At 70.8% G+C, this 23342-nt stretch carries 24 protein-coding genes; 15 read left to right on the top strand and 9 right to left on the bottom strand.

Going from position 1 to position 23342, the window contains the following annotated elements; genetic code table 11:
* Positions 1 to 70 precede the first annotated feature (70 nt).
* From AC3ET3_RS24635 to AC3ET3_RS24585, 11 genes are all read left to right on the top strand, one after another.
* Positions 71 to 1357: an MraY family glycosyltransferase gene (locus AC3ET3_RS24635; RefSeq protein WP_432134114.1), complete on the top strand. Its 1287-nt coding sequence runs from the start codon at positions 71 to 73 to the stop codon at positions 1355 to 1357.
* Between the two features lie 289 nt (positions 1358 to 1646).
* Entirely contained in the window at positions 1647 to 2060 is a 414-nt protein-coding gene (locus tag AC3ET3_RS24630; protein ID WP_432155911.1) for a Cg1360 family ATP-synthase-associated protein, read from the top strand.
* A gap of 225 nt (positions 2061 to 2285) precedes the next feature.
* A complete protein-coding gene (gene atpB / locus AC3ET3_RS24625) occupies positions 2286 to 3107 on the top strand; it encodes a F0F1 ATP synthase subunit A (protein ID WP_432134115.1) in 822 nt (273 codons plus the stop codon).
* Positions 3108 to 3182: 75 nt separating this feature from the next.
* Positions 3183 to 3410 (top strand): ATP synthase F0 subunit C, encoded by a 228-nt coding sequence (atpE, locus tag AC3ET3_RS24620; RefSeq protein ID WP_398859966.1) that lies wholly within the window; start codon positions 3183 to 3185, stop codon positions 3408 to 3410.
* 41 nt (positions 3411 to 3451) lie between these two features.
* Positions 3452 to 3997, top strand: coding sequence for a F0F1 ATP synthase subunit B (locus AC3ET3_RS24615; protein ID WP_432134116.1), 546 nt, complete (start codon positions 3452 to 3454; stop codon positions 3995 to 3997).
* The gene (locus tag AC3ET3_RS24610; RefSeq protein WP_432134117.1) at positions 3994 to 4809 is read left to right on the top strand and encodes a F0F1 ATP synthase subunit delta; all 816 of its coding nucleotides are present in this window, start codon (positions 3994 to 3996) and stop codon (positions 4807 to 4809) included. The genes AC3ET3_RS24615 and AC3ET3_RS24610 overlap by 4 nt, the downstream gene beginning before the upstream one ends.
* A gap of 147 nt (positions 4810 to 4956) precedes the next feature.
* Positions 4957 to 6549 (top strand): F0F1 ATP synthase subunit alpha, encoded by a 1593-nt coding sequence (atpA, locus tag AC3ET3_RS24605; protein WP_435612898.1) that lies wholly within the window; start codon positions 4957 to 4959, stop codon positions 6547 to 6549.
* A gap of 21 nt (positions 6550 to 6570) precedes the next feature.
* Positions 6571 to 7485: a F0F1 ATP synthase subunit gamma gene (locus tag AC3ET3_RS24600; RefSeq protein WP_432134119.1), complete on the top strand. Its 915-nt coding sequence runs from the start codon at positions 6571 to 6573 to the stop codon at positions 7483 to 7485.
* The gene (gene atpD / locus AC3ET3_RS24595; RefSeq protein WP_432134120.1) at positions 7485 to 8921 is read left to right on the top strand and encodes a F0F1 ATP synthase subunit beta; all 1437 of its coding nucleotides are present in this window, start codon (positions 7485 to 7487) and stop codon (positions 8919 to 8921) included. The genes AC3ET3_RS24600 and atpD overlap by 1 nt, the downstream gene beginning before the upstream one ends.
* 117 nt (positions 8922 to 9038) lie before the next feature.
* Positions 9039 to 9413, top strand: coding sequence for a F0F1 ATP synthase subunit epsilon (locus tag AC3ET3_RS24590; RefSeq protein ID WP_432134121.1), 375 nt, complete (start codon positions 9039 to 9041; stop codon positions 9411 to 9413).
* Between the two features lie 140 nt (positions 9414 to 9553).
* Positions 9554 to 10000, top strand: coding sequence for a DUF2550 domain-containing protein (locus AC3ET3_RS24585; protein ID WP_432134122.1), 447 nt, complete (start codon positions 9554 to 9556; stop codon positions 9998 to 10000).
* An 82-nt stretch (positions 10001 to 10082) separates the two neighbouring features.
* On the opposite strand, the gene AC3ET3_RS24580 is transcribed toward AC3ET3_RS24585, so the two are convergent.
* The 3 genes from AC3ET3_RS24580 to AC3ET3_RS24570 form a co-directional block, all read right to left on the bottom strand.
* A complete protein-coding gene (locus tag AC3ET3_RS24580) occupies positions 10083 to 11906 on the bottom strand; it encodes a glycosyl hydrolase family 18 protein (RefSeq protein WP_432155830.1) in 1824 nt (607 codons plus the stop codon).
* Positions 11907 to 12056: 150 nt separating this feature from the next.
* Positions 12057 to 12707 carry a response regulator gene (locus AC3ET3_RS24575; RefSeq protein ID WP_432134124.1) on the bottom strand — a complete coding sequence of 217 codons (651 nt, stop codon included), beginning with the start codon at positions 12705 to 12707 and terminating at the stop codon, positions 12057 to 12059.
* Between the two features lie 19 nt (positions 12708 to 12726).
* The gene (locus tag AC3ET3_RS24570; RefSeq protein ID WP_435612897.1) at positions 12727 to 13917 is read right to left on the bottom strand and encodes a sensor histidine kinase; all 1191 of its coding nucleotides are present in this window, start codon (positions 13915 to 13917) and stop codon (positions 12727 to 12729) included.
* Positions 13918 to 14079: 162 nt separating this feature from the next.
* On the opposite strand from AC3ET3_RS24570, the gene AC3ET3_RS24565 reads away from it, so the two are divergent.
* Positions 14080 to 14628: a hypothetical protein gene (locus tag AC3ET3_RS24565; protein WP_435612896.1), complete on the top strand. Its 549-nt coding sequence runs from the start codon at positions 14080 to 14082 to the stop codon at positions 14626 to 14628.
* 7 nt (positions 14629 to 14635) lie between these two features.
* Here AC3ET3_RS24565 and AC3ET3_RS24560 read toward each other — a convergent pair whose 3' ends face one another.
* From AC3ET3_RS24560 to AC3ET3_RS24545, 4 genes are all read right to left on the bottom strand, one after another.
* Entirely contained in the window at positions 14636 to 15208 is a 573-nt protein-coding gene (locus tag AC3ET3_RS24560; protein ID WP_432134127.1) for a cob(I)yrinic acid a,c-diamide adenosyltransferase, read from the bottom strand.
* A 34-nt stretch (positions 15209 to 15242) separates the two neighbouring features.
* The gene (locus AC3ET3_RS24555) at positions 15243 to 15965 is read right to left on the bottom strand and encodes a L,D-transpeptidase family protein (protein WP_435612895.1); all 723 of its coding nucleotides are present in this window, start codon (positions 15963 to 15965) and stop codon (positions 15243 to 15245) included.
* Between the two features lie 63 nt (positions 15966 to 16028).
* Entirely contained in the window at positions 16029 to 16253 is a 225-nt protein-coding gene (locus AC3ET3_RS24550; protein ID WP_432134129.1) for a DUF397 domain-containing protein, read from the bottom strand.
* Positions 16254 to 16257: 4 nt separating this feature from the next.
* Positions 16258 to 17109 (bottom strand): helix-turn-helix domain-containing protein, encoded by an 852-nt coding sequence (locus AC3ET3_RS24545; RefSeq protein WP_435612894.1) that lies wholly within the window; start codon positions 17107 to 17109, stop codon positions 16258 to 16260.
* A 174-nt stretch (positions 17110 to 17283) separates the two neighbouring features.
* Here AC3ET3_RS24545 and AC3ET3_RS24540 point away from each other — a divergent pair, with 174 nt between their 5' ends.
* A complete protein-coding gene (locus tag AC3ET3_RS24540) occupies positions 17284 to 17718 on the top strand; it encodes an ATP-binding protein (RefSeq protein ID WP_432155824.1) in 435 nt (144 codons plus the stop codon).
* A 56-nt stretch (positions 17719 to 17774) separates the two neighbouring features.
* Here the strand turns inward: AC3ET3_RS24540 and AC3ET3_RS24535 are convergent, their stop codons facing one another.
* Complete coding sequence (locus AC3ET3_RS24535; RefSeq protein WP_435612893.1) at positions 17775 to 18644, bottom strand: hypothetical protein; 870 nt, start codon at positions 18642 to 18644, stop codon at positions 17775 to 17777.
* 542 nt (positions 18645 to 19186) lie between these two features.
* Between AC3ET3_RS24535 and AC3ET3_RS24530 the strand changes: the two genes are divergently transcribed.
* Together AC3ET3_RS24530 and AC3ET3_RS24525 are read left to right on the top strand one after the other, a co-directional pair.
* On the top strand, positions 19187 to 19510 hold the full coding sequence (locus AC3ET3_RS24530) for an STAS domain-containing protein (RefSeq protein ID WP_432134133.1): 324 nt from the start codon (positions 19187 to 19189) through the stop codon (positions 19508 to 19510).
* Between the two features lie 270 nt (positions 19511 to 19780).
* Positions 19781 to 22384 (top strand): ATP-binding protein, encoded by a 2604-nt coding sequence (locus tag AC3ET3_RS24525; protein WP_435612892.1) that lies wholly within the window; start codon positions 19781 to 19783, stop codon positions 22382 to 22384.
* A gap of 91 nt (positions 22385 to 22475) precedes the next feature.
* Here AC3ET3_RS24525 and nucS read toward each other — a convergent pair whose 3' ends face one another.
* Positions 22476 to 23147: an endonuclease NucS gene (gene nucS / locus AC3ET3_RS24520; RefSeq protein ID WP_432134135.1), complete on the bottom strand. Its 672-nt coding sequence runs from the start codon at positions 23145 to 23147 to the stop codon at positions 22476 to 22478.
* Positions 23148 to 23342: the final 195 nt, after the last annotated feature.

The following is a 23342-nucleotide window of genomic DNA, read 5'->3' as shown; positions in this document are numbered from 1 at the left end:
GTCCCCAACCGTATGCGGCCGTCGCTAGGGTGTGAGGCTGAGATGGCCAGCGAGACCTGTGGGGAAGCCCGTGCGTGAATACCTGCTGACGCTGTGCGTCACGGCCGCGGTGACGTATCTGCTGACGGGGCCGGTACGCAAGTTCGCGATCGTGGCCGGGGCGATGCCGGAGATCCGGGCGCGTGACGTGCACCGGGAGCCCACTCCACGGCTCGGTGGGATCGCGATGTTCTTCGGTCTGTGCGCGGGTCTGCTGGTCGCCGACCACCTGACCAACCTCAACGAGGTCTTCGAGCGGTCGAACGAGCCGCGCGCGCTGCTGTCCGGGGCCGCGCTGATCTGGCTGATCGGCGTCCTCGACGACAAGTTCGAGATCGACGCCCTGATCAAGCTGGGCGCGCAGATGATCGCCGCGGGCGTGATGGTCGTGCAGGGTCTGACGATCCTGTGGCTGCCCATCCCGGGTGTCGGCACCGTCGCGCTGACCCAGTGGCAGGGCACGCTGCTGACGGTGGCGCTGGTCGTGATCACGATCAACGCGGTGAACTTCGTGGACGGGCTGGACGGGCTCGCGGCCGGCATGGTGTGCATCGCGTCGGCGGCGTTCTTCATGTACGCCTACCGCATCTGGTACGGCTACAACATCGAGGCCGCGGCGCCCGCGACGCTGTTCTCCGCGATCCTGATGGGCATGTGCCTGGGCTTCCTGCCGCACAACATGCACCCGGCGCGGATCTTCATGGGCGACTCGGGGTCGATGCTGATCGGGCTGGTGCTGGCGGCGGGCGCGATCTCGGTCACCGGTCAGGTGGACCCCGATGTGATGAAGCTGTTCTCCGGGTCCGAGCGCAACTCCGTGCACCAGATGGTGCCGGTGTACATCCCGCTGCTGATGCCGCTGACCATCATCGCGATCCCGGCGGCCGACCTGATCCTGGCGATCGTACGGCGCACCTGGCGCGGCCAGTCGCCGTTCGCGGCGGACCGGGGCCATCTCCACCACCGCCTCCTGGAGATCGGCCACTCCCACAGCCGCGCCGTGCTGATCATGTACTTCTGGTCGGCGCTGATCGCGTTCGGCGCGCTGGCCTACTCCGTCAACTCGGCGTCCATGTGGATCGTCCTCGGCATCGTGTTCCTCAGCGCCATCGGCCTGGTGCTGCTTCTGCTGCCCCGGTTCACGCCGCGCGCCCCGATGTGGGCGCAGTCCTTCGTACCGCCGCGGTACCGGCGGCGCCGGCCGGTCGCCGGGGTGGTGGAGACGGTCCCGGCGGACGAGGAGGAGGCGCGTACGCCGGTGGCCGCCGGGGTGTCCGGTGTCAATGGGGCGTCGGCCGTGGGTCCTCGGTCAAGGTAAGAATCTGACTAGAGCATTGCCCATTCATGGGGGAGCGAATCGGGCCAATACCAGACAAGAGGTCTCGGTTCTCGCTCAGACGCGCACTGTCACTCTCACGTGTGACAGCCAGCACACCAACCAGGTAAAGACCTCATCAAATAGTTTGTGATACGGTTCACGAGAACCCCGGACAGAGCCGAAGGACCCCAGTGCGATGGGCCCTTCGCCGAGGTCTGACCGCCTCGCGCCGGGACTACGCTCGTCCATGACGACACCCCTGCCCCCCGTTGAAAGCGGAGTTGCCGCCATGCCGTCCAACGACGTCCGGATCCTTGCCCAGGCCGCTGTGCCCACAGCCGCCGTCGGCGCGATCGCCGCCGTCGTCAGCGGTGTGGTCGCGGGTGGAAAAGGAGCGATCGGCGCCGTCGTGGCGACGGTCATCGTGATCCTTTTCATGGGGCTCGGTCTCTACGTCCTGCAGCGCACCGCCAAATCGCTTCCGCATCTGTTCCAGGCGATGGGACTGATGCTCTACGCGGCCCAGATTCTTCTGCTGTTCATCTTCATGGCCGCGTTCAAGAACACCACGCTGTTCCACCCGAAGGCGTTCGCGTTCACCCTGCTCGCCGGCACTCTTGCCTGGATCGCGGCACAGACGCGGGCGCATATGAAGGCCAAGATCCTCTACGTCGAACCCGAAAAATCGGGGCACTCGTCGTGAGGGGTAGGGCCGGGATAAAGACGCCTGAGAGATCCTGCTATCGTCCGGTGCCAACTGCGGCATCGCGGGCGCGGGCATCCGAGCTGACGCCTGTTCCATCGCGAGGCGAGATGCCCCCCAGCCGCCCCCACATCCGTAACACCAGTCCCGTGCCGAACCGCGGCCGTACGCCGCGCCGACACAACGAGGTTGCCGTACCTATGCGCCACGCTGAAGGAGCCCGCGGTGAGTGCTGACCCGACGCAGGTGCTCGCCTTCGAGACCGACTGCCACATCTTCGACGGCTGTGGCTTTCCCTCTCCCGGCCTGCACTCGTTCCTGTTCGAGCCCCTGTGGGGAGACGGGGACAGCAACCTGTACTTCAACAAGACGATGCTGCTGGCGCTGCTGGGTTCCGTCGTCATCGTCGGGTTCTTCTGGGCCGCCTTCCGCAAGCCGAAGGTCGTCCCGGGCAAGCTCCAGATGGTCGCCGAGGCCGGCTACGACTTCATCCGGCGCGGTGTCGTCTACGAGACGATCGGCAAGAAGGAAGGCGAGAAGTACGTCCCGCTCGTCGTCTCGCTGTTCTTCTTCGTCTGGATGATGAACCTCTGGGCGATCATCCCGGTGGCCGCCTTCCCGGTCACCGCGATCATCTCCTACCCGGCGGCCCTCGCGGGGATCGTCTACGTCACCTGGGTGTCGCTGACCTTCAAGAGGCACGGTTTCGTCGGCTTCTTCAAGAACGTCACCGGTTACGACAAGTCGCTCGGCGCGGTGCTCCCGCTGGCCATGCTGATCGAGCTCTTCTCGAACCTGCTGATCCGCCCGTTCACCCACGCCGTGCGACTGTTCGCCAACATGTTCGCCGGGCACACCCTGCTGCTGCTCTTCACGATCGCCAGCTGGTACCTGCTGAACGGCATCGGGATCGCCTACGCGGGTGTCTCGTTCGTCATGACTGTAGTGATGACCGCCTTCGAGCTGTTCATCCAGGCGCTGCAGGCCTACGTGTTCGTCCTGCTGACCTGCACCTACATCCAGGGCGCCATGGCCGAGCACCACTGAGCCACTGCCCTCCCACCTCCACAGATCGTCCGGTGGCCAACCCCCACCGGTCCGTAAAGAAAAGGAAGAACTGGCATGCAGACCCTTGCTGCTGTTGAAGGCTCCCTCGGCTCCATCGGTTACGGCCTCGCCGCGATCGGCCCGGGCGTCGGCGTCGGCATCATCTTCGGTAACGGCACCCAGGCCCTGGCCCGCCAGCCCGAGGCCGCCGGCCTGATCCGTGCCAACCAGATCCTCGGCTTCGCCTTCTGTGAGGCGCTCGCCCTGATCGGTCTGGTCATGCCGTTCGTCTACGGCTACTGATCTCCGAAGCCAGACCAGCCGACTAGACGAAAGGCACACACATGAGCCCGTTGCTCACGGTTGCGGCCGAGGATATGGAGAACCCCCTCGTCCCGCCGATCCCCGAGCTTGTCATCGGCCTTATCGCCTTCGTCATCGTCTTCGGCTTCCTTGCCTGGAAGCTCCTCCCGAACATCAACAAGGTTCTGGAGGAGCGCCGCGAGGCCATCGAGGGCGGTATCGAGAAGGCCGAGGCCGCGCAGACCGAGGCCCAGAGCGTCCTCGAGCAGTACAAGGCCCAGCTCGCCGAGGCCCGGCACGAGGCCGCGCGCCTGCGCCAGGAGGCGCAGGAGCAGGGTGCCGCGCTGATCGCCGAGATGCGGGCCGAGGGCCAGCGCCAGCGCGAGGAGATCGTCGCGGCCGGCCACGCCCAGATCGAGGCCGACCGCAAGGCCGCCGCGCAGGCGCTCCGCCAGGACGTCGGCACGCTCGCCACCGAGCTGGCCGGCAAGCTCGTCGGCGAGTCCCTCGAGGACCACGCCCGGCAGAGCCGCGTGATCGACCGCTTCCTCGGCGAGCTCGAGGAGAAGGCCGAGGCCGCGCGATGAACGGAGCGAGCCGCGAGGCACTGGCAGCCGCACGCGAGCGTCTCGACGCGCTGACCGACGCCACGTCCGTGGACGCGGCGCAGCTCGCCGACGAGCTGGCGGCCGTCACCGCGCTGCTCGACCGCGAGGTGTCGCTGCGTCGGGTCCTCACCGACCCGGCGCAGGCCGGCGAGGCCAAGGCCGAACTGGTCCAGCGTCTGCTCGGCGCCCAGGTCAGCGGCACGGCCGCCGACCTGGTGGCCGGCATGGTGCGCTCGCGCTGGTCGCAGTCGCGCGACCTGGTGGACGCGCTGGAGGAGCTGGCGAACACCGCCGACCTCACCGCCGCACAGCGCGCCGGCACGCTCGACAACGTCGAGGACGAGCTGTTCCGCTTCGGGCGGATCGTCTCCGGCAACACCGAGCTGCGCGCCGCGCTGACGGACCGGAAGGCCACCGTCTCGGCCAAGGGCGAGCTGCTGCGCAGCCTGCTCGGCGGCCGGGCCGACGCGGCCACCGTCCGTCTGGTCACGCGTCTGGTGACCGCGCCGCGGGGACGTAGCCTGGAAGCGGGCCTGGACTCCCTGTCCAAGCTCGCCGCCGAGCGCCGCGACCGCATCGTGGCCGTCGTCACCTCGGCGGTGCCGCTGAGCGACGTGCAGAAGCAGCGCCTGGGCGCCGCCCTGGCGAAGCTGTACGGCCGCACGATGCACCTCAACCTCGACGTCGACCCCGAGGTCGTCGGCGGGATCCGGGTGCAGGTCGGTGACGAGGTCATCAACGGCTCCATCGCGGACCGCATCGAGGACGCCGCCCGCCGCATGGCGAGCTAGCAGCACTCAGCAACTTCATAGCCAGAACGTACTTAACGGCCCTGGTTGGGCCGTGCAGAGGATTCACCTCTTATTGGGGGGAGTCCCGAACTCGTGGAATACCCCCAAGTGAAACTTCGGGCCCAACAAGGAGAGCAGGGAACCCAGATGGCGGAGCTCACGATCCGGCCGGAGGAGATCCGGGACGCACTGGAGACCTTCGTCCAGTCGTACAAGCCGGACGCGGCCTCGCGCGAGGAGGTCGGTACGGTCACCGTCGCCGGCGACGGTATCGCCAAGATCGAGGGTCTGCCCTCGGCCATGGCGAACGAGCTGCTGAAGTTCGAGGACGGCTCCCTCGGTCTCGCGCTGAACCTGGAAGAGCGCGAGATCGGTGCGGTCGTCCTGGGCGAGTTCAGCGGCATCGAGGAGGGTCAGCCGGTCACGCGCACCGGTGAGGTCCTCTCCGTCGCGGTCGGCGAGGGCTACCTCGGCCGCGTCGTCGACCCGCTCGGCAACCCGATCGACGGCCTCGGCGAGATCGAGACGTCCGGTCGCCGCGCCCTCGAACTGCAGGCCCCCACGGTCATGCAGCGCAAGTCGGTGCACGAGCCGATGGAGACCGGCTACAAGGCCGTCGACGCGATGACCCCGATCGGCCGTGGTCAGCGTCAGCTGATCATCGGCGACCGCCAGACCGGCAAGACCGCCCTGGCCGTCGACACGATCATCAACCAGCGTGACAACTGGCGCTCCGGCGACCCGAAGAAGCAGGTCCGCTGCATCTACGTCGCCATCGGCCAGAAGGGCTCGACCATCGCGTCGGTCCGCCGCGCGCTGGAGGAGAACGGCGCGCTGGAGTACACGACCATCGTCGCCGCCCCGGCGTCCGACCCGGCCGGCTTCAAGTACCTCGCCCCGTACACCGGCTCGGCCATCGGCCAGCAGTGGATGTACGAGGGCAAGCACGTCCTGATCATCTTCGACGACCTGTCGAAGCAGGCCGACGCCTACCGCGCCGTCTCCCTGCTGCTGCGCCGCCCGCCGGGCCGCGAGGCCTACCCGGGTGACGTCTTCTACCTGCACTCCCGGCTGCTGGAGCGCTGCGCCAAGCTCTCCGACGACATGGGCGCCGGTTCGATGACCGGTCTGCCGATCGTCGAGACCAAGGCCAACGACGTCTCGGCGTTCATCCCGACCAACGTCATCTCCATCACCGACGGCCAGTGCTTCCTGGAGTCGGACCTGTTCAACGCCGGTCAGCGCCCCGCGCTGAACGTCGGTATCTCCGTCTCCCGAGTCGGTGGTTCCGCGCAGCACAAGGCGATGCGCCAGGTCTCCGGCCGCCTCCGCGTGGACCTCGCCCAGTTCCGCGAGCTGGAGGCGTTCGCCGCCTTCGGTTCCGACCTGGACTCCGCGTCCAAGGCCCAGCTGGAGCGCGGCCAGCGCATGGTCGAGCTGCTGAAGCAGGCCCAGTACGCGCCGATGGCCACCGAGGACCAGGTCGTGTCGATCTGGGCCGGCACCAACGGCCGTATGGACGACGTCCCGGTCAACGACATCCGCCGCTTCGAGAAGGAGCTGCTGGAGTACCTGCACCGCAAGGAGCAGGGCCTGATGACCTCCATCAAGGAGGGCGCCAAGATGTCGGACGACACCATCCAGGCGATCGACGACGCCGTCGCGGAGTTCAAGAAGCAGTTCGAGACCTCGGACGGCAAGCTGCTCGGCGAGGACACGGCCGTCAGCGTCTCCAAGTGACGTAAGGAAGGGACCTGACTCATGGGAGCCCAGCTCCGGGTCTACAAGCGTCGCATCCGATCCGTCACCGCGACCAAGAAGATCACGAAGGCGATGGAGATGATCGCCGCCTCGCGCGTCGTCAAGGCGCAGCGCAAGGTGGCGGCCTCCACGCCGTACGCGACCGAGCTCACCCGCGCGGTCACGGCGGTCGGTACCGGTTCGAACACCAGGCACCCGCTGACCACGCAGGCCGAGACGGTCGTGCGGTCCGCGGTGCTGCTCCTGACGAGTGACCGCGGCCTCGCCGGCGCGTTCAACTCCAACGCCATCAAGGCGGCGGAGCAGCTCACCGCGCGCCTCGAGCGCGAGGGCAAGCAGGTCGACACGTACATCGTCGGCCGGCGCGGTGTCGCCCACTACAACTTCCGCGAGCGCAAGATCGCGGAGCAGTGGACGGGCTTCACCGACGAGCCGACGTACGCGGACGCCAAGAAGGTCGCGGCCCCCCTGATCGAGGCCATCGAGAAGGACACGGCGGACGGCGGCGTGGACGAGCTCCACATCGTCTACACCGAGTTCGTGTCGATGATGACGCAGACGGCGGTCGACTCCCGCCTGCTGCCGCTCAGCCTCGACGAGGTGGCGGCGGAGAAGCCTCAGAACGAGATTCTCCCGCTGTACGACTTCGAGCCCTCCGCGGAGGACGTCCTCGACGCCCTGCTGCCGCGCTACGTGGAGAGCCGGATCTACAACGCGCTGCTCCAGTCGGCCGCCTCCAAGCACGCCGCCACGCGGCGCGCGATGAAGTCGGCCACCGACAACGCCGGAGAGCTCATCGAGACGCTCTCGCGGCTTGCCAACGCGGCCCGCCAGGCCGAAATCACCCAGGAAATCAGCGAGATCGTCGGTGGCGCGAGTGCCCTGGCCGACGCGACCGCGGGGAGTGACAACTAATGACCACCACTGCTCAGACGGCCACGGCGACGGGCCGCGTCGCGCGGGTCATCGGCCCGGTCGTCGACGTGGAGTTCCCCGTCGACGCGATGCCGGACATCTACAACGCCCTTCACGTCGAGGTGGCCGACCCGGCCAACGCCGGCGAGAAGAAGACGCTGACCCTGGAGGTCGCCCAGCACCTGGGTGACGGCCTGGTCCGCACCATCTCCATGCAGCCCACCGACGGTCTGGTCCGCCAGGCCCCGGTCACCGACACGGGCACGGGCATCACCGTCCCGGTCGGCGACTTCACCAAGGGCAAGGTGTTCAACACCCTCGGTGAGGTGCTGAACGTCGACGAGTCCTACGACGGCGAGCGCTGGTCCATCCACCGCAAGGCGCCGAACTTCGACGAGCTCGAGTCGAAGACCGAGATGTTCGAGACCGGCGTCAAGGTCATCGACCTGCTGACCCCGTACGTCAAGGGCGGCAAGATCGGTCTGTTCGGCGGCGCCGGCGTCGGCAAGACGGTGCTCATCCAGGAGATGATCTACCGCGTCGCCAACAACCACGACGGTGTCTCCGTGTTCGCCGGTGTCGGCGAGCGCACCCGTGAGGGCAACGACCTCATCGAGGAGATGTCGGACTCCGGCGTCATCGACAAGACCGCGCTGGTCTTCGGTCAGATGGACGAGCCGCCGGGCACCCGTCTGCGCGTCGCGCTGGCCGGCCTGACCATGGCCGAGTACTTCCGTGACGTCCAGAAGCAGGACGTGCTGTTCTTCATCGACAACATCTTCCGCTTCACGCAGGCCGGTTCCGAGGTGTCGACCCTGCTCGGCCGCATGCCCTCCGCGGTGGGCTACCAGCCGAACCTGGCCGACGAGATGGGTCTCCTCCAGGAGCGCATCACCTCGACCCGCGGTCACTCGATCACCTCGATGCAGGCGATCTACGTCCCCGCGGACGACCTGACCGACCCGGCCCCGGCCACCACCTTCGCCCACCTCGACGCGACGACGGTTCTGTCCCGTCCGATCTCCGAGAAGGGCATCTACCCGGCCGTGGACCCGCTGGACTCCACGTCCCGCATCCTGGACCCGCGCTACATCGCGCAGGACCACTACGACGCCGCCATGCGCGTCAAGACGATCCTGCAGAAGTACAAGGACCTCCAGGACATCATCGCGATCCTCGGTATCGACGAGCTCGGCGAGGAGGACAAGCTCGTCGTCCACCGTGCCCGTCGCGTGGAGCGCTTCCTGTCCCAGAACACCCACGTCGCCAAGCAGTTCACCGGCGTGGACGGTTCGGACGTGCCGCTGGACGAGTCGATCGCCGCGTTCAACGCGATCTGCGACGGCGAGTACGACCACTTCCCGGAGCAGGCGTTCTTCATGTGCGGTGGTCTCGAGGACCTCAAGAAGAACGCGAAGGAACTGGGCGTCTCCTGACCCCGGTACCTGTGTGACGTAAGAGGGGGCGGGTTCGTCCCGCCCCCTCAGTCACGCCCATTAGACTTGTAACTGACACCCGGCGAGAGCGCCGGGTGGTGACCCGAGGAGCCACCCTTGGCTGCTGAGCTGCACGTCGAGCTGGTCGCCGCGGACCGCCAGGTCTGGTCCGGCGAGGCCACCCTGGTCGTCGCGCGCACCACGTCCGGCGACATCGGCGTCATGCCCGGTCACCAGCCGCTGCTCGGTGTGCTGGAGTCGGGCCCGGTGACCATCCGTACGAGTGAAGGTGGGACGGTCGTCGCCGCGGTGCACGGCGGTTTCGTCTCGTTCGCGGACAACAAGCTGTCGCTGCTGGCCGAGATCGCCGAGCTGTCGGACGAGATCGACGTCCAGCGTGCCGAGCGGGCCCTGGAGCGCGCCAAGACGAAGGCCGACGCCTTCGCCGAGCGCCGCGCGGAGGTCCGCCTGCGGGCGGTGGCGGCGCGCTGACACAGCCTGCCACGCGTGACGTATCTCAGCCGCGGCTGGAACCGGAGCGATCCGGTCCCAGCCGCGGCTGAGGTGAATCCGGGTGTTTTTTATATTCCGTTACCTGTTCCGCGATCTAGGAGACGAGGAGGTCGGTGTCGATGGTCCTCGCTCTGACTGTGTGCGGAATCGTCGTCGCCCTGGTGGTGCTGGGGTTGTTCGTCTTCGGCCTGCGCCGCAGACTCATCCAGCGCTCCGGCGGCACCTTCGACTGCTCCCTGCGCTGGGACGTGGCGGAGAACCCCGACACCAGTGGCAAGGGCTGGGGCTACGGTGTGGCCCGCTACAGCGGTGACCGCGTCGCGTGGTTCCGCGTCTTCTCCTACGCCTACCGGCCGCGCCGTGTGCTGGAGCGGGCCTCCGTCGAGGTGGCCGGCCGTCGGCTGCCCGAGGGCGAGGAGGAGCTGGCGCTGCTCTCCGACGCGGTGATCCTCACCTGTCTGCACCAGGGCGTCCGGCTGGAGCTGGCGATGAGCGAGGACGCCCTGACCGGTTTCCTGGCCTGGCTGGAGGCGGCGCCCCCCGGGCAGCGGGTGAACGTGGCCTGATCACCCGCCCGAGCGGTCTCGCAACGACGAAGCCGCGGCCGGACTCGTGGTCCGGCCGCGGCGTCCTGGGGCCGCGGTGGGTCTACCGCAGGCCGCTGTCGATGGCGCTCACCAGCTCACCGTTGCCGGTGTCGCCACTGAACTCCCAGAAGAAGGCGCCGCCCAGGCCCTGGTTCTTGGCCCAGGTCATCTTGGCGCCGATGGTGGCGGGGGTGTCGTACGACCACCAGTTGGTGCCGCAGTGCGCGTACGCGGTGCCGGCGACGGTGCCGGTGGCCGGGCAGGAGTTCTTGAGGACCTTGTAGTCCTCGATGCCCTGCTCGTAGGTGCCGGCCGCCGGGCCGGTCGCGGTGCCGCCGGGGGCGTCCTGGGTGACGCCGGTCCAGCCGCGGCCGTAGAAGCCGATGCCGACGAGCAGCTTGCTCGCGGGCACGCCCTTGGCCTTGTACTTGGCGATGGCGTCGGCGGTGGTGAAGCCCTGCTGCGGGATGCCCGCGTACGAGGTGAGCGGGGAGTGCGGGGCGGTCGGGCCCTTGGCCTCCCAGGCGCCGAAGAAGTCGTACGTCATCACGTTGTACCAGTTGACGTACTGTGCGGCGCCCGCGTAGTCGGCGGCGTCGATCTTGCCGCCGGAGGAGCCGTCGGCGGTGGTGGCCGCGGTGATCAGGTAGTTCTGGCCGAACTTGGCGCGCAGCGCCGACATCAGGTTCTTGAAGGCAGCCGCCCCGCTGGTGTCACAGCTCAGACCGCAGGCGTTCGGGTACTCCCAGTCGATGTCGATGCCGTCGAAGACGTCGGCCCAGCGCGGGTCCTCGACCAGGTCGTAGCAGGACTGGGCGAACGCGGCCGGGTTGGCCGCCGCCTGGCCGAAGCCGCCGGACCAGGTCCAGCCGCCGAACGACCACAGCACCTTGATGTGCGGGTACTTGGCCTTCAGCTTGCGCAGCTGGTTGAAGTTGCCGCGCAGCGGCTGGTCCCAGGTGTCGGCGACGCCGTCGACGGAGAGGTCGGCGGTGAACGCCTTGTCGTAGTCGGCGTAGGAGTCGCCGATCGCGCACTTGCCGCCGGTGACGTTGCCGAAGGCGTAGTTGATGTGCGTGATCTTGGACGCGGAGCCGGAGGTCACCAGGTTCTTGACGTTGTAGTTCCGGCCGTAGATGCCCCACTCGGTGAAGTAGCCGAGCTTGACCTTGTCGCCGGTGGGCGGGGGCTCGGTGGAGCCGCCGGTGGTGCGCACGGCGACCGAGCCGCTGACCGGTCCGGTCTGGTCGGCGGTGTCGCGGGCCTGGACGGAGTAGGAGTAGTCGGTGCCGGCGGTCAGGCCGCTGTCGGTGTACGACGTGGTGGTCACGGTGGCGACCTTGCTGCCGCCGCGCAGCACGTCGTAGTTCTTGACGCCGTTGTCGTCGGTGGCCGCCGACCAGGTCAGCTTGACCGAGGTGTCGGTGACGTTCGAGGCGGTCGGGGTGCCCGGGGCGGACGGGGCGGAGTCGCCGGGGAGCGAACCGCCGTCACAGCTGCCGCCGTTGAGCTTGCAGTCGGCCGGGGAGCCGGAGCCGGCGCCGTTGAAGCCGAAGGAGACCGAGGCCCCCGGGGCGAGCGTGCCGTTCCAGGACTTGTTCTTGGCGGTCCAGTGGTTGCCGGCGGAGGTGACGTCGGCGTCCCAGGCGGAGGTGACGGACGTGCCGGTGGGGAAGTCCCACTCGACGGTCCAGGAACTGAGCGAGGTGGTCCCGGTGTTCTTGACGGTCCACTTGCCTTCGAAGCCGGTGCCCCAGTCCTGGGTCTTGGCGTAGGTCGCGGTGGCGGACGTGGCGGCCTCGGCGGGCGCCGCGAGCCCGACCAGTCCGGCGAGTGGGAGCAGCAGGGTGGCGAAGCCGGCCGCCGCTTTGTGTCTGAAGCGCATCCTGCGCCTCCTCTTGTCGTCCTCGTACGAGGTGTGGGGTGCCGTGGGCATGACTGAGCCTTCAGCCCACAGTGCGGCGAGAATAGAAAGGTCTGGACCATAGGTCAATAGGTCTGGACCACTGGACCGGCGGCGGTCACCGGGTCCCGGTCACAGACCCAACTCCCTGGCGAGCACCGCCGCTTGCACCCGGCTGCGCAGCTCCAGCTTCGCCAGCAACCGGCTGACGTGCGTCTTCACCGTCGCCTCCGCCATCCGCAGCCGCTCCGCGATCGCCGCATTGGACAGCCCCTCGCCGAGGCACGACAGCACCTCGCGCTCCCGCCGCGTCAGCCCCTCCAGAACCGCCCCGTCCGTATCCGGCCGCCGCGCGGAACCGGCCGCGAACTCCGCGATGAGCCGGCGCGTCACGGCCGGCGCGACGATCCCCTCACCGGCCGCCACCGTCCGCACCGCCGCGATCAGATCGCGTGCCTCGGTGTTCTTCAGCAGGAAGCCGGCGGCCCCCGCCCGCAGCGCGCCGAACACGTACTCGTCGAGGTCGAACGTGGTCAGCACCAGCACGTCGGCCAGCCCCTCCCCGACCACCTGCCGGGTCGCCGACACCCCGTCCAGACGCGGCATCTGAACGTCCATCAGCACCAGGTCCGGACGCAGCCGCCGGGCCAGCGCCACCGCCTCCTCGCCGTCCGCCGCCTCGCCGACCACCTCGACGCCGGGCGCGCTGCGCAGGATGAGCACCAGTCCGGCGCGCACGGCGGACTGGTCCTCGGCGACGAGGACACGGATGGCGGGACTCATACGGCATCTCCTTGTCGGCTCATTCCGGCGGGGTGTCCGCGAGCGGCAGCGTCGCGTGGACCGTCCACTGCGCACCCCTGGCCCCGGCGGCGAACGTACCGCCGAGCAGCGTGGCCCGCTCCCGCATCCCGACCAGCCCGGCGCCGGAACCGGGCGCCCGGGGGCCACCGTCCCCGTCCCCGTGCTCGCCGCCCGCCGCGCCGTACGGGCTGCTCACCGCGACCTCCAGGGCGCCGTCCCTGCGGGCCAGCGACACCCGCACCGGGCCGGGGGCGGCGTGCTTGAGGGCGTTGGTGAGGGACTCCTGCACGATGCGGTAGGCGGCCAGCTCGACGGGGGCGGGCAGGGGGCCGCCTCCGAGGCCGGCCAGAGTCACGTCGAGGCCGTTGGTGCGGGCCCCCTCGACCAGCGCGGTCAGACCGTCGAGGGTCGGCGCCACCGCCGGCTCCGTCCCGGCGCCGCTGTCGCGCAGGATCCCGATCAGCCGGCGCATCTCGGCCAGCCCCGCGACGCTGTTCTCCCGGATGACGGCGAGCGCGTCCTTCGAGGTCGCCGGGTCGTCCAGGGAGAGCGCGGCCGTGGAGTGGATGGCGATGGCGGACAGGTGGTTGGCGACCATGTCGTGCAACTCCCGTGCCACCCGCGCCCGTTCCGCGGTCACCGCCTGGGAGCGGTCCATCTCGGCGAGCAGCGCGGTCTGTTCGGCGCGCAGCCGGGCCGCCTCCGCGGCGTCGCGGTGGTCGCGCACCAGTGCCCCGGTGGCCGCCGGCCCGAACGAGACGATGGCCGCGCCCAGTCCGACGAACAGCGCCTGCGGATCACGCCACCAGACGAGGAAGCCGAGCGTGATCGCGACCGTGGCCAGACCGGTGGTCACCGGGATCCGGCGGGCGGCGGCCGGGGTGCCGTACAGCACGGCCGCGTAGGCGAGATCCGTGTACATGATGATCGTCGCGGCGTTGCCCGGGGTGAGCATGTCGAAGGTCAGCGCCAGGGTGCCCACGACGAGCGCGAAGCTCGGCCGGGACCGGCGCAGCAGCTCCAGGGCCGCCATCACCACCAGCGGGACGAGCCCCCAGTCGGCCGGGAGGAGGCCGCTGCCCGAGGTGTACAGGCCGAGCGCCCACATCGTGACCCCGCCGAGCAGCCCGCCGACGGCGATCGACACGTCGAAGCGGTTCGGGCGGGGGATCGGCGGGGCGGTGGCCATGATCCCCATCCAACACCGCGCGCGGGGTGCTCGCCTGATGCCCGGGGAGGGTCGCGCACTGCATCTTTCGACGGACCCGAGGGGCCCCGACATCGTCGCCGGAGACGACGTGTCCGGCGGAATCCGCAGCGAGCCTGGAGGGGTGAGCGAGAGGAGCGGACCGTGATCGTCGGGTTGATCGTCGCCTGCGAGGTGGCCTTCTGGGTGCTGCTGGCCGCCGGGCTGGTCTTCCGGTACGCGCTGCGGATGCCCCGGACCGGCCTCGCCCTGCTGCTGTGCGAGCCGCTGCTGGAGGTGGTGCTGTTCGCCGTGACCGCGGTCGACCTCCGAGGCGGCGCCGAACCGGACTGGCGGCACGGCCTCGCCGCCGTCTACATCGGCTTCACCGTGGGGCTCGGGCACGCGACGGTCAAGTGGGCCGACGCCCGCATCGCCCACCGCTTCGCCGACGGCCCGCCGCCCGCGCGCCCCCCGAAGTACGGCACCGCCCGCGCCGTCCACGAGTGGAAGGTGGCCGGCCGCTGGAGCCTGGCCGCGGCCGTCGCCATCGCGCTGCTGCAGGCCGCGGTCTGGTACGTCGGCGACGACGGCGACACCGGGTCCCTGGTGGCCTGGCAGCAGCGGATGCTGTGGGTGATCGGCATCAACCTGCTCATCGCGGCGAGCTACACGCTGTTCCCGAAACGGGAGCCCGCGTCGAAACGGAGCTAGCCGCCGGCTACCGCTCCCCGCCCGGCACCCACAGCACGTCCCCCGTCGCCTTGTTCGCCGTCCGGGCCAGGATGAACAGCAGGTCGGAGAGGCGGTTGAGGTAGGTGGCGGTGAGGGGGTTCATCGCCTCGCCGTGGGCCTCCAGGGCGGCCCAGGTGGACCGCTCGGCCCGGCGTACGACCGTGCACGCCTGGTGCAGCAGGGCCGCGCCCGGGGTGCCGCCGGGCAGGATGAAGGACCGCAGCTTCTCCAGTTCGGCGTTGAAGCGGTCGCAGTCGGCCTCCAGCCGGTCCACGTAGAACTGCTCGACCCTGAGCGGCGGGAACTCCGGGTTCTCCACCACCGGGGTCGACAGGTCCGCGCCCACGTCGAACAGGTCGTTCTGCACGCGGGTGAGGACCTTGACGACCTCCTCGTCCAGCCCGCCCAGCGCGATCGCCGTGCCGATCACCGCGTTGGCCTCGTTGGCGTCGGCGTACGCGGAGATCCGCAGGTCCGTCTTCTTGACCCGGCTCATGTCACCGAGGGCCGTCGTGCCCTGGTCGCCGGTACGGGTGTAGATGCGTGTCAGGTTGACCATGGGGCCAGCGTAGGTGAGGTCAGCGGCCGTTCGGTCACCCGATGGCGATGCGGGGGTGGGCGCCCGGCCGGATCCAGCGCATGATCCGGTCCATCGTGGCGCGCGGCACGGACACACAGCCGGCGGTCGCGCCCGACCCGTTGACGTGCAGGAAGATCCCGGCGCCCCGGCCGGGCACGGCGGGCCACCGGTTGAAGTCGATGACCAGCGCCTTCGCGTACTGGACGGGGTAGTCGATCAGATGCTCGCTGCCCCGGTCACCCGCCTCGGTGAGCGGGAAGTCGGCACCGGCCTCCCCGTGCATCGAGTTGTAGAACCGTGACTCCGGGTCCTGCACCCACCAGTCGCCCGCGTCCACCACGTGGTACGGCATCCTCGTACGGCTCGGCTGCACGCCGAACCCCTCGGTGATCGTGTACGTGCCGGAGGGCGTCGTCCGGGTCCCCTGCCGCCGGGTCGTCCCGTCGGTCACACCGTTCTGCCCGACGCGCCCGGCACCCGTGCCGAACCGCGCCCTCCAGCGCAGCGGCCCCTTGGTCCAGGCGGTGACCGTGGCGTGCGAGCCGTCGGCCTCGACGGTGATGACCTGGGCGGCGTCGCCGACGTCGACCGGAACGGGGAACACCGGGCGAGGGGCTTCGGCACCGGCGGCCGGGTAGCCGTGGGCGAGGAGCAGCGCGCCGACGGCCGCCGCGGCGACGCACAGCCCGCGGGTACGGGGGGACGGGGCGGGGGAGCGGTGGATTCCTGGGATCACCCGGCCCATGAAACCGGCGTCGTCGTGCGGCGGCCGGAAGGCGGTCCGGGAACGCCCGGAGAATTACGTCGAACCGGCGACGCCGGCTCCCGTGATACCCGGCCCGCCATCCCGGAGGGAACCGACGAAGGCGGTGAAGGCCGGAGCGGGGAACGTGAGGGTGGCGTGGGCGGGGGCCTTGGAGTCGCGTATCGCCATCTGGCCGCGACGCACGGCTATTTCGACGCAGGCGTTGCCGTCGCCGCCGCCTGAGTACGACGACTTGCGCCAGGTGTCGGAGGTCGTCATGGCCTCACAGCTCCTTTGCCACCCTGTGGATGAAGTCCCGTGACCGCTCGGGGTCCAGTGATGCGGCTTCCACTCTACGGAGGAGTGTTCGAAAGACGCCGAGCTGGGCTTCGGCGTCGATGAACACCGTGCCGTGTGGAGCGTCCTGCACCACGGTGTCCAGCTTCGGGATGTCTCCGCCCGCGTACACGATGGTGCTTCCGAGCGGCGTGAAGCTGTCCGTCTCGAACGGGATGGCCCTCACCGTCACGTGGTCGGCCTCGGACGCTTCCAGGAGGTGTGCGAGCTGGGCCCGCAAGGTACTCCGGCCGCCCACCCGCATACGCAGCGCCGACTCGTGGACCACCGCTGTGTACGGGACCGGTTTCGGCCCTTGCAGGATGCCGCGCCGCCGTGTGCGGTGTTGGACGCGCAGCTCGATCTCGGTACGCGGAAGTTCGGGTACGCGGGAGGAGAACAGCATCCGCGCGTAGTCCTCGGTCTGGAGCAGGCCGGGAACGTACAGGAGCTCCACGTCCCAGCGGTGGGTGGCGTGGTGCTCCAGCTCGGACAGGTCGAGAAACGACGTGGGCAGGCGTTCTCGGTACTCCTCCCACCAGCCGCGCGTCCGGTCGGTCGCCATGGCCGCCAGCGCCTCGATCAACTCCGCGTCGGTGCAGGAGTAATGGGCGGCCAGACGTCGCACCCGTTCCTCGCTCACCCCCGCGATACCGGACTCGATCTGGCTTATCTGCACGGAGTCGGCCCCCAGCAGCGCTGCCGCCTCCAGTCCCTTGAGCCCCGCCGCTTCGCGTAGCTTCCGCAACTCAAGGCCAAGGCGCAGCTGGCGCGCGGTGGGTTGCTTGCGCCGCCCCATGCGGTTCCTCCTCGCCGTTCGACCGTCCGGATGGTCACGACCCGTTCGGAGTGAGATTACGACAGTGGGTTGCAGGGGCCTAAATTTAGGTCCTACTGTCGGTGACGCGACGCACACGCTGTGGAATTGCTCGCACATCCCTCCGAAACCCCACCACCTCAACGGAGTTGACGCATGTCAGAAACCCGTGCCGCCGAGGCCGGCGACTCCTGGGAGTACTCCCTGTACATCCCGAACGACCTCCGCGCCGTCACCGTCTGCCGCCGCACCCTCCGCCTGATCCTCACCCTGCACGGCCTCATCCACCTCGTCGACGACGCCGAACTGCTCGCCGCCGAGCTGGTCTCCAACGCCGTACGGCACACCGACGGGCCCGCCGCCCTGCGCGTGCGGTGGGCGGACGGGGTGCTACGGATCGGGGCGTGGGACGCCGATCCCGAACCTCCCCTGTTTCCGGGGGAGTGCGCCGACCTGACGCGGGACGAGGGCGGGCGGGGGCTGGGGATCGTGCGGGCCTGCTCCGCCGTGTGGGGGTGGCAGCCGCTGTCCCGGTTCGGGGACCGAGGGAAGTACGTCTGGTGCGAGCTTCCGGCCGTCGTGGGGCTGTGACGGGCGGCACGGTCGTCGCCGGGTGGGGGCGGCGGAGACGGGGTGGCGTCAGGGCGTCAGGAGCCGCCCGTCACCCCCGCCGGCAGCGTCACCGTCCCCGAGAAGACGCCCTTCGTGTGCTCCGTCACCTCCTGGTGGTATCGCATGGCCCCGCCCTGATAGGGGATCAGGAACACGCAGGTGAAGCGGTGGGCGGTGAGACGGTACGTCGTGGGGTCGAGCGTCAGGGTCTCCTCGACGCTCTCGACGGTGATCCGGTCGTCCGACGGTGCGATCCCGGCGCCCCGCAACTGCTCCCGGGTCGGGGCGAACTCGCGTATCGCCTTCTCGGTGACCGCCCGGCCGCGGACGGCCGACAGAGGTGCCGCCGAGCCGAGGGCCGCGCGCAGTTCGACGGCCCCGGCGGACTTCCGCACGGTCACGGCGTCCCCGTGCTCGGCGAACGCGTCCAGCGCGGCGATCGGGTCCTCGACCACGGCCGCGATCCCCGGGTCGGAGACCGGGCCGCTCGTCCACACGCCGTGGGCGCCCTTCCTGATGTGGCCGGTGCCGTCGACGACGTAGACCTCCTCCGGCTTGTCGGCGCCCTTGACGTGGGTGGTGCCGGTGGAGTGCAGCGTCATCGGCTCACCGGTCGTCCGGTCGACGGTGGCGGTGTACGAGGCGGCGCTGTCGCCGCCGGGTGAGGTGAGGCCCTCGTCGCCCCGCACCGTGAACGTCCAGCCGGGCCGCGCGGCCATCGCCTCCCGCGCGCGGGCGAGGAACTCCGCGGCGTTCCGCGGCTCCGCGGCGGGGGACGGCGTCGGCGTCTGAGTGGCCGTGGGCGGTGCCGCGTCGGCGCCGCCGTCCCCGCCGCCGCATCCGGTCAGCGGCAGGCAGAGGAGGGCGGCCAGGGCGGTGGCGGCCACTGCGGAACGGGTTCTCATCCGGGGGGCTCCTGCGGGCTCCTGAGGGCTCCCGAGGGCGCGGTCCGGGCGACCTCGGGGTCGGTGGGTGCCCGGTTGTACCGGAGGCTCCGCCCGCGATTCCAGCGCACGGACAGGTGGGACAAAGAAGGTGACTCGGGGCGAAACGGTGAACTTCCCGCCCGCCGCCGGGACTTCTCACCGGACACGTGACGGGCGTCTCACCCCGTGAGACGTGAAACGCGTTACTAAGCCCGCCGCGCCGCCCCGCGCGAGCGCTAATGTCCGGCGAAGGGAACCGCGCACGGTGGTCGGGCGGCGGGCCGCCGTCGATGCGCCGGACGGTGGACGCCGGTGACGTCCGCCACCGGAGCGGGCAGGGCTTTACGGATACTGAGATCTTGCACACGCACCGCACACACCTCGGGCGCATCACACCTAGGGGTGAATTCGGTATCGGTTCGCTCACAGACGGCAACCTCCGGCCGCTTCCCGCAGTCAGAGGTTGCAACGCCGGACAGCCACACGCGGAGCACAGGACGCACACGCTTAGGGGAGCGCATATGCACATCAGGGGCGACCATGCCGAGCTGGTCGTCGGGGGCCGCCTCGACGTCCGCAGCGCGGCGGACGCCCGTACGGCCCTGCACACGGCCGTCGACCGCGGCGTCGGCGACCTCGTGCTCGACCTGTCCGAACTGGACTCCTGGGACGCCACCGGGCTCGGTGTGATCATGGGTGCCCACCGGCGGGCGGGCCGCTGCGGCCGCCGCCTGGTGCTGCGCGGCGTACCGCCGCAGCTGCAGCGCCTGCTGGTGGCCACCCGGCTGCACCGCATCCTGGCCATCGAGGGCGGCCTGGCGGCGGAGTCGCTGCCCCGGGTCTGACCGGCCGCCGGTCGGCCCGGCCGCCGCGCACCGCGCGTCGCGCCCAATCCTCACCGGACCGTGACGTCTCGGACGGCATGCCCCCCCTGTCGGTCGGACATTCGGACTGCATGGCACCCCGGCCTGTCGGAGATACTGTGCGAAGGTTTACCGTTCGTCTGCCCGCCGCCCGCATCCCTCGCGCGGGCACCGGACCAGAAGCGACAGCGCAGTGTGCAGCAAGGCCGGGAGGGGCTACCGCCACACGACGCTTTTGGGGGGCTTGAACCCATGGACCCGACCAACCGGGGACCCGAGGAGTACGGCCATGAGGGCGACCGCCGCGCGCCACGCCCACGTCCGTCCAGGGAGCCCCTGACACCCGAGCTCGGCCAGCACGCCCCGGCCGTCGCCCGCACCGCGCAGGTCTTCGCCGGCGAGTACCTGGTCACCGTCAACCCGGTCGACGGCAGCGAGATCGAGCTGTGCCCGCCCGGCGGAGCCGGTCTGCCGAGCGGACCGGACGCCGGAAAGGCACGCCCCGACCGCCCCGGCCGGCGGACGGCCACCGCCCGCGCCGAGGCCGAACGCGCCGCCCGCCCGCCCGCCCCCGCCGGGCCCGCCCAGCCCGCGCTGCCGCTGCTGGGCCGCCAGGACGAACGCGAACAGCTCGTCCGGCTCCTCGCGCGCGGCCGCTCCGTCCGCCTCGTCGGCCCGGCCGGCTCCGGCCGCACCCGGCTGCTCGACCTCGTCGCCGAGGACTGCGCCGACCTCGCCCCCGACGGCGTGGTCCGCCTCTGCGGCCTGCACCGCACCACCGACGACCTGCTGCACGACCTCTTCCACGCCGTCCACGACGCCCCCGACCGCCGGCCCGACCCCGCCGAACTGCGTTCCCTCGTCGGCGAGATCGGCGCGGTCGTCGTCATCGACGACCTCGACCTCGGCGGCACGGCCCTCGACGGCCTGCTCGACGCCACCCCCGAGTGCGCCTACCTGTTCGGCACCGCCCCCGGCGCCCCGGCCCCCTCCGCCGAGTCCGGCGTCGAGGAGGTCACCCTGTCCGGCCTGGACCGCCCCGGCGGCATCGACATCATCGAACGCGTCGTCGGCCGGGCCCTCACCGAGGAGGAGACCAACTGGGCCGGCGACCTCTGGTTCGAGTCCGAGGGCCTGCCGCTGCGTTTCGTCCAGGCCGGGGCCCTGCTGCGGCAGCGCGACCGGCTGCGGGCCGGCGCCGACGCCGTCGACGAACTCGGGGTCTTCGAGGACGCCCGCGCCCTGTCCGAGCCCGCCGACGCCGTCCCGGCCGACACGGCGTCCGGGGACGGCGAGCCGATACCCCTGCCCTCCCTCGGCGAGGCCGCCGCCCCCGCCCCGCTGCTCGCCTCCCGGCTCTCCGCCTCCGCCCGGGCCACCCTGCGCTTCGCCGTGGCCCTCGACGGCGAGGTGCCGCACCAGGCCCACCTGCCCGCCCTCGTGGGCGACACCCACGCCGACGCCGCCCTCGGCGAACTCGCCGCCTGCGGACTGGTCTCCCCGGTCGGCTCCCGCTACCGGCTCGCCGCCGGCGTCCAGACCCAGCTGGAGGCCGCCGGATACGCCGACGACGCCGACGACCTGCTGCACACCGCCGCCCAGCACTACGCCTGGTGGGCCGGGCACCCCTCGGTCGCCCCCGAGCGGGTCTGCGCGGAGGCCGACGCCGTCCTCGCCGCCCTCGGCACCCTCGCCCCGGCCGCCGCACCGCCCGCCGAGGGCGAGGAGAGCGTTCCCGTACGGCTGGCCCGGGCGGCGGCGCCCGCCTTCGCCGCCGGACTGCGCTGGGACGCCTGGGAGAACACACTGCGGGCCGGCGCCGAGGCCGCGCGACTCGCCGGGGAAGTCGCCGAGCAGGCCTACTTCCACCATGAACTCGGCGTGCTCGCCCTGTGCGAGGGAGACCTCGACCGCGCCCGCGCCGAACTGGAGTCCTCCATCGGGCTGCGCGGCGCGCTCGCCGACAAGCGCGGCACCGTCGCCGGCCGCCGGGCGCTCGCCCTGGTCGCCGACCGCTCCGGGGACGTGCCCGGGATCGCCGCGATCACGGCGGCGGCCGGGACCGGCGAGGCCGGGACACCCGACGCCCGGCCCGCGGAACCGGCGCAGCGCGCGCCCCGCGCGCTGCCCCCCGGGCCGTCCACCGCGCCGACCCTGGTCACCCCGCCCGTCGAGGCGACCGGACCCATGGCCCACCGGCGGGACCGGCTGCGCGGGTTCGCCCGGCGCAACCTGGTCGCGGCCGGCGCCGGGGCGCTGCTCGTCGCCGTGCTCGGTACCGTCGTCACCCTCGGCGCCACCTCCGACAAGACCGCGGACGACCCTGCCGACCGGGGCGGCGTCAGCCCCTCCGTCGGCATCGGCACCGACGACGGGCTCGCCGGCGACGGCCCGGACACCGAGGAGGCGGGCGCGGACGGCGACGCCGGCGAGGCCACCACCCGCCCCGCCGACACCGGCCCCACCACGTCCGCCACGCCCTCGCCCACCACCGGCACGGGTGGTGCCACCCCCGGGGACGGCAGCACCCAGGGCGGCACGGAGACCGGCGCGAGTTCCCCGGCCGGGCCGTCGGAGCCGGCGACGACCTCGCCGCCCCCGTCGGCGTCGACGGGAAGCGAGTCCCCGAGCGCGTCCCCGTCGAAGTCCCCGACCGGGCCCCCGTCGACGGCGACCACCCCGCCCGCCTCCGAGTCACCGACGGGGGACACCACGACGTCCGCCAGCGGTTCGGTGTCCTCCAGCCCGACCCAGAGCGAATCCATGAGCCAGTCCGCGGGCACACCCGGGACGAGCACGCCTGGAACGAGCACGCCCGAGAGCAGCGGGCCCGCCTCACCCGACACCGTGATGTGACCGGCCCCGAACGTGCCACGGCGCCCGGCCGGGACACGGCCGGGCGCCGTCGCACGCCCCGGGGAAGGCGCGGAGCGGCCGGGGACAGGGATCAGAACAGGCGGAGTTTGTCGTCCTCGATGCCGCGCAGGGCGTCGTAGTCGAGGACGTGGCAGTCGATGCCCCGGTCGGTGGCGAGGACCCGCGCCTGGGGCTTGATCTCCTGGGCCGCGAAGACCCCGCGCACCGGCGCGAGGTGGGGGTCGCGGTTGAGGAGGTCGAGGTAGCGGGTGAGCTGCTCGACACCGTCGATCTCGCCGCGCCGCTTGATCTCCACGGCCACCGTCGCCCCGTTCGCGTCCCGGCACAGGATGTCCACCGGCCCGATGGCGGTCATGTACTCACGGCGGATCAGCGTGTAGCCCTCGCCGAGGGTGTCGATGCGGTCGGCGAGCAGTTCCTGGAGGTGCGCTTCCACGCCGTCCTTGATCAGGCCGGGGTCCACCCCGAGTTCGTGCGAGGAGTCGTGCAGGACCTCCTCCATCGTGATGATGAGCTTCTCGCCCGCCTTGTTGACGACGGTCCAGACGCCGTCCTCCTCGCCGCTGCCCTCCTTCAGCGTGCAGGGCGGAGACATCCAGTTGAGGGGCTTGTAGGCCCGGTCGTCCGCGTGGATCGACACGCTGCCGTCCGCCTTCACCAGGATCAGACGGGGAGCGGAGGGCAGATGTGCGGTGAGCCGGCCCGCGTAGTCCACGGAGCACCTGGCGATGACGAGACGCATGGTCGGCAACGCTACTCGACGCGCCGCCCGGCACGCGATTCGCCCACCTGTCGCCCCCTCATCCCGTGGGCCCCCCGCCCCACCCATTTCTCCTGGAAACCAGGGGTTTCCTCCCTGGCCGATTGTGATCCCAACGGGGATTCCCTTTGTGCCCATTCTCCTGGTGCCGCTTCCGGCGGTTGCCTACCGTAGTGA

Source organism: Streptomyces sp. bgisy159 (genome assembly GCF_057707805.1).
This window is presented reverse-complemented; position numbering and strand designations above follow the sequence as displayed.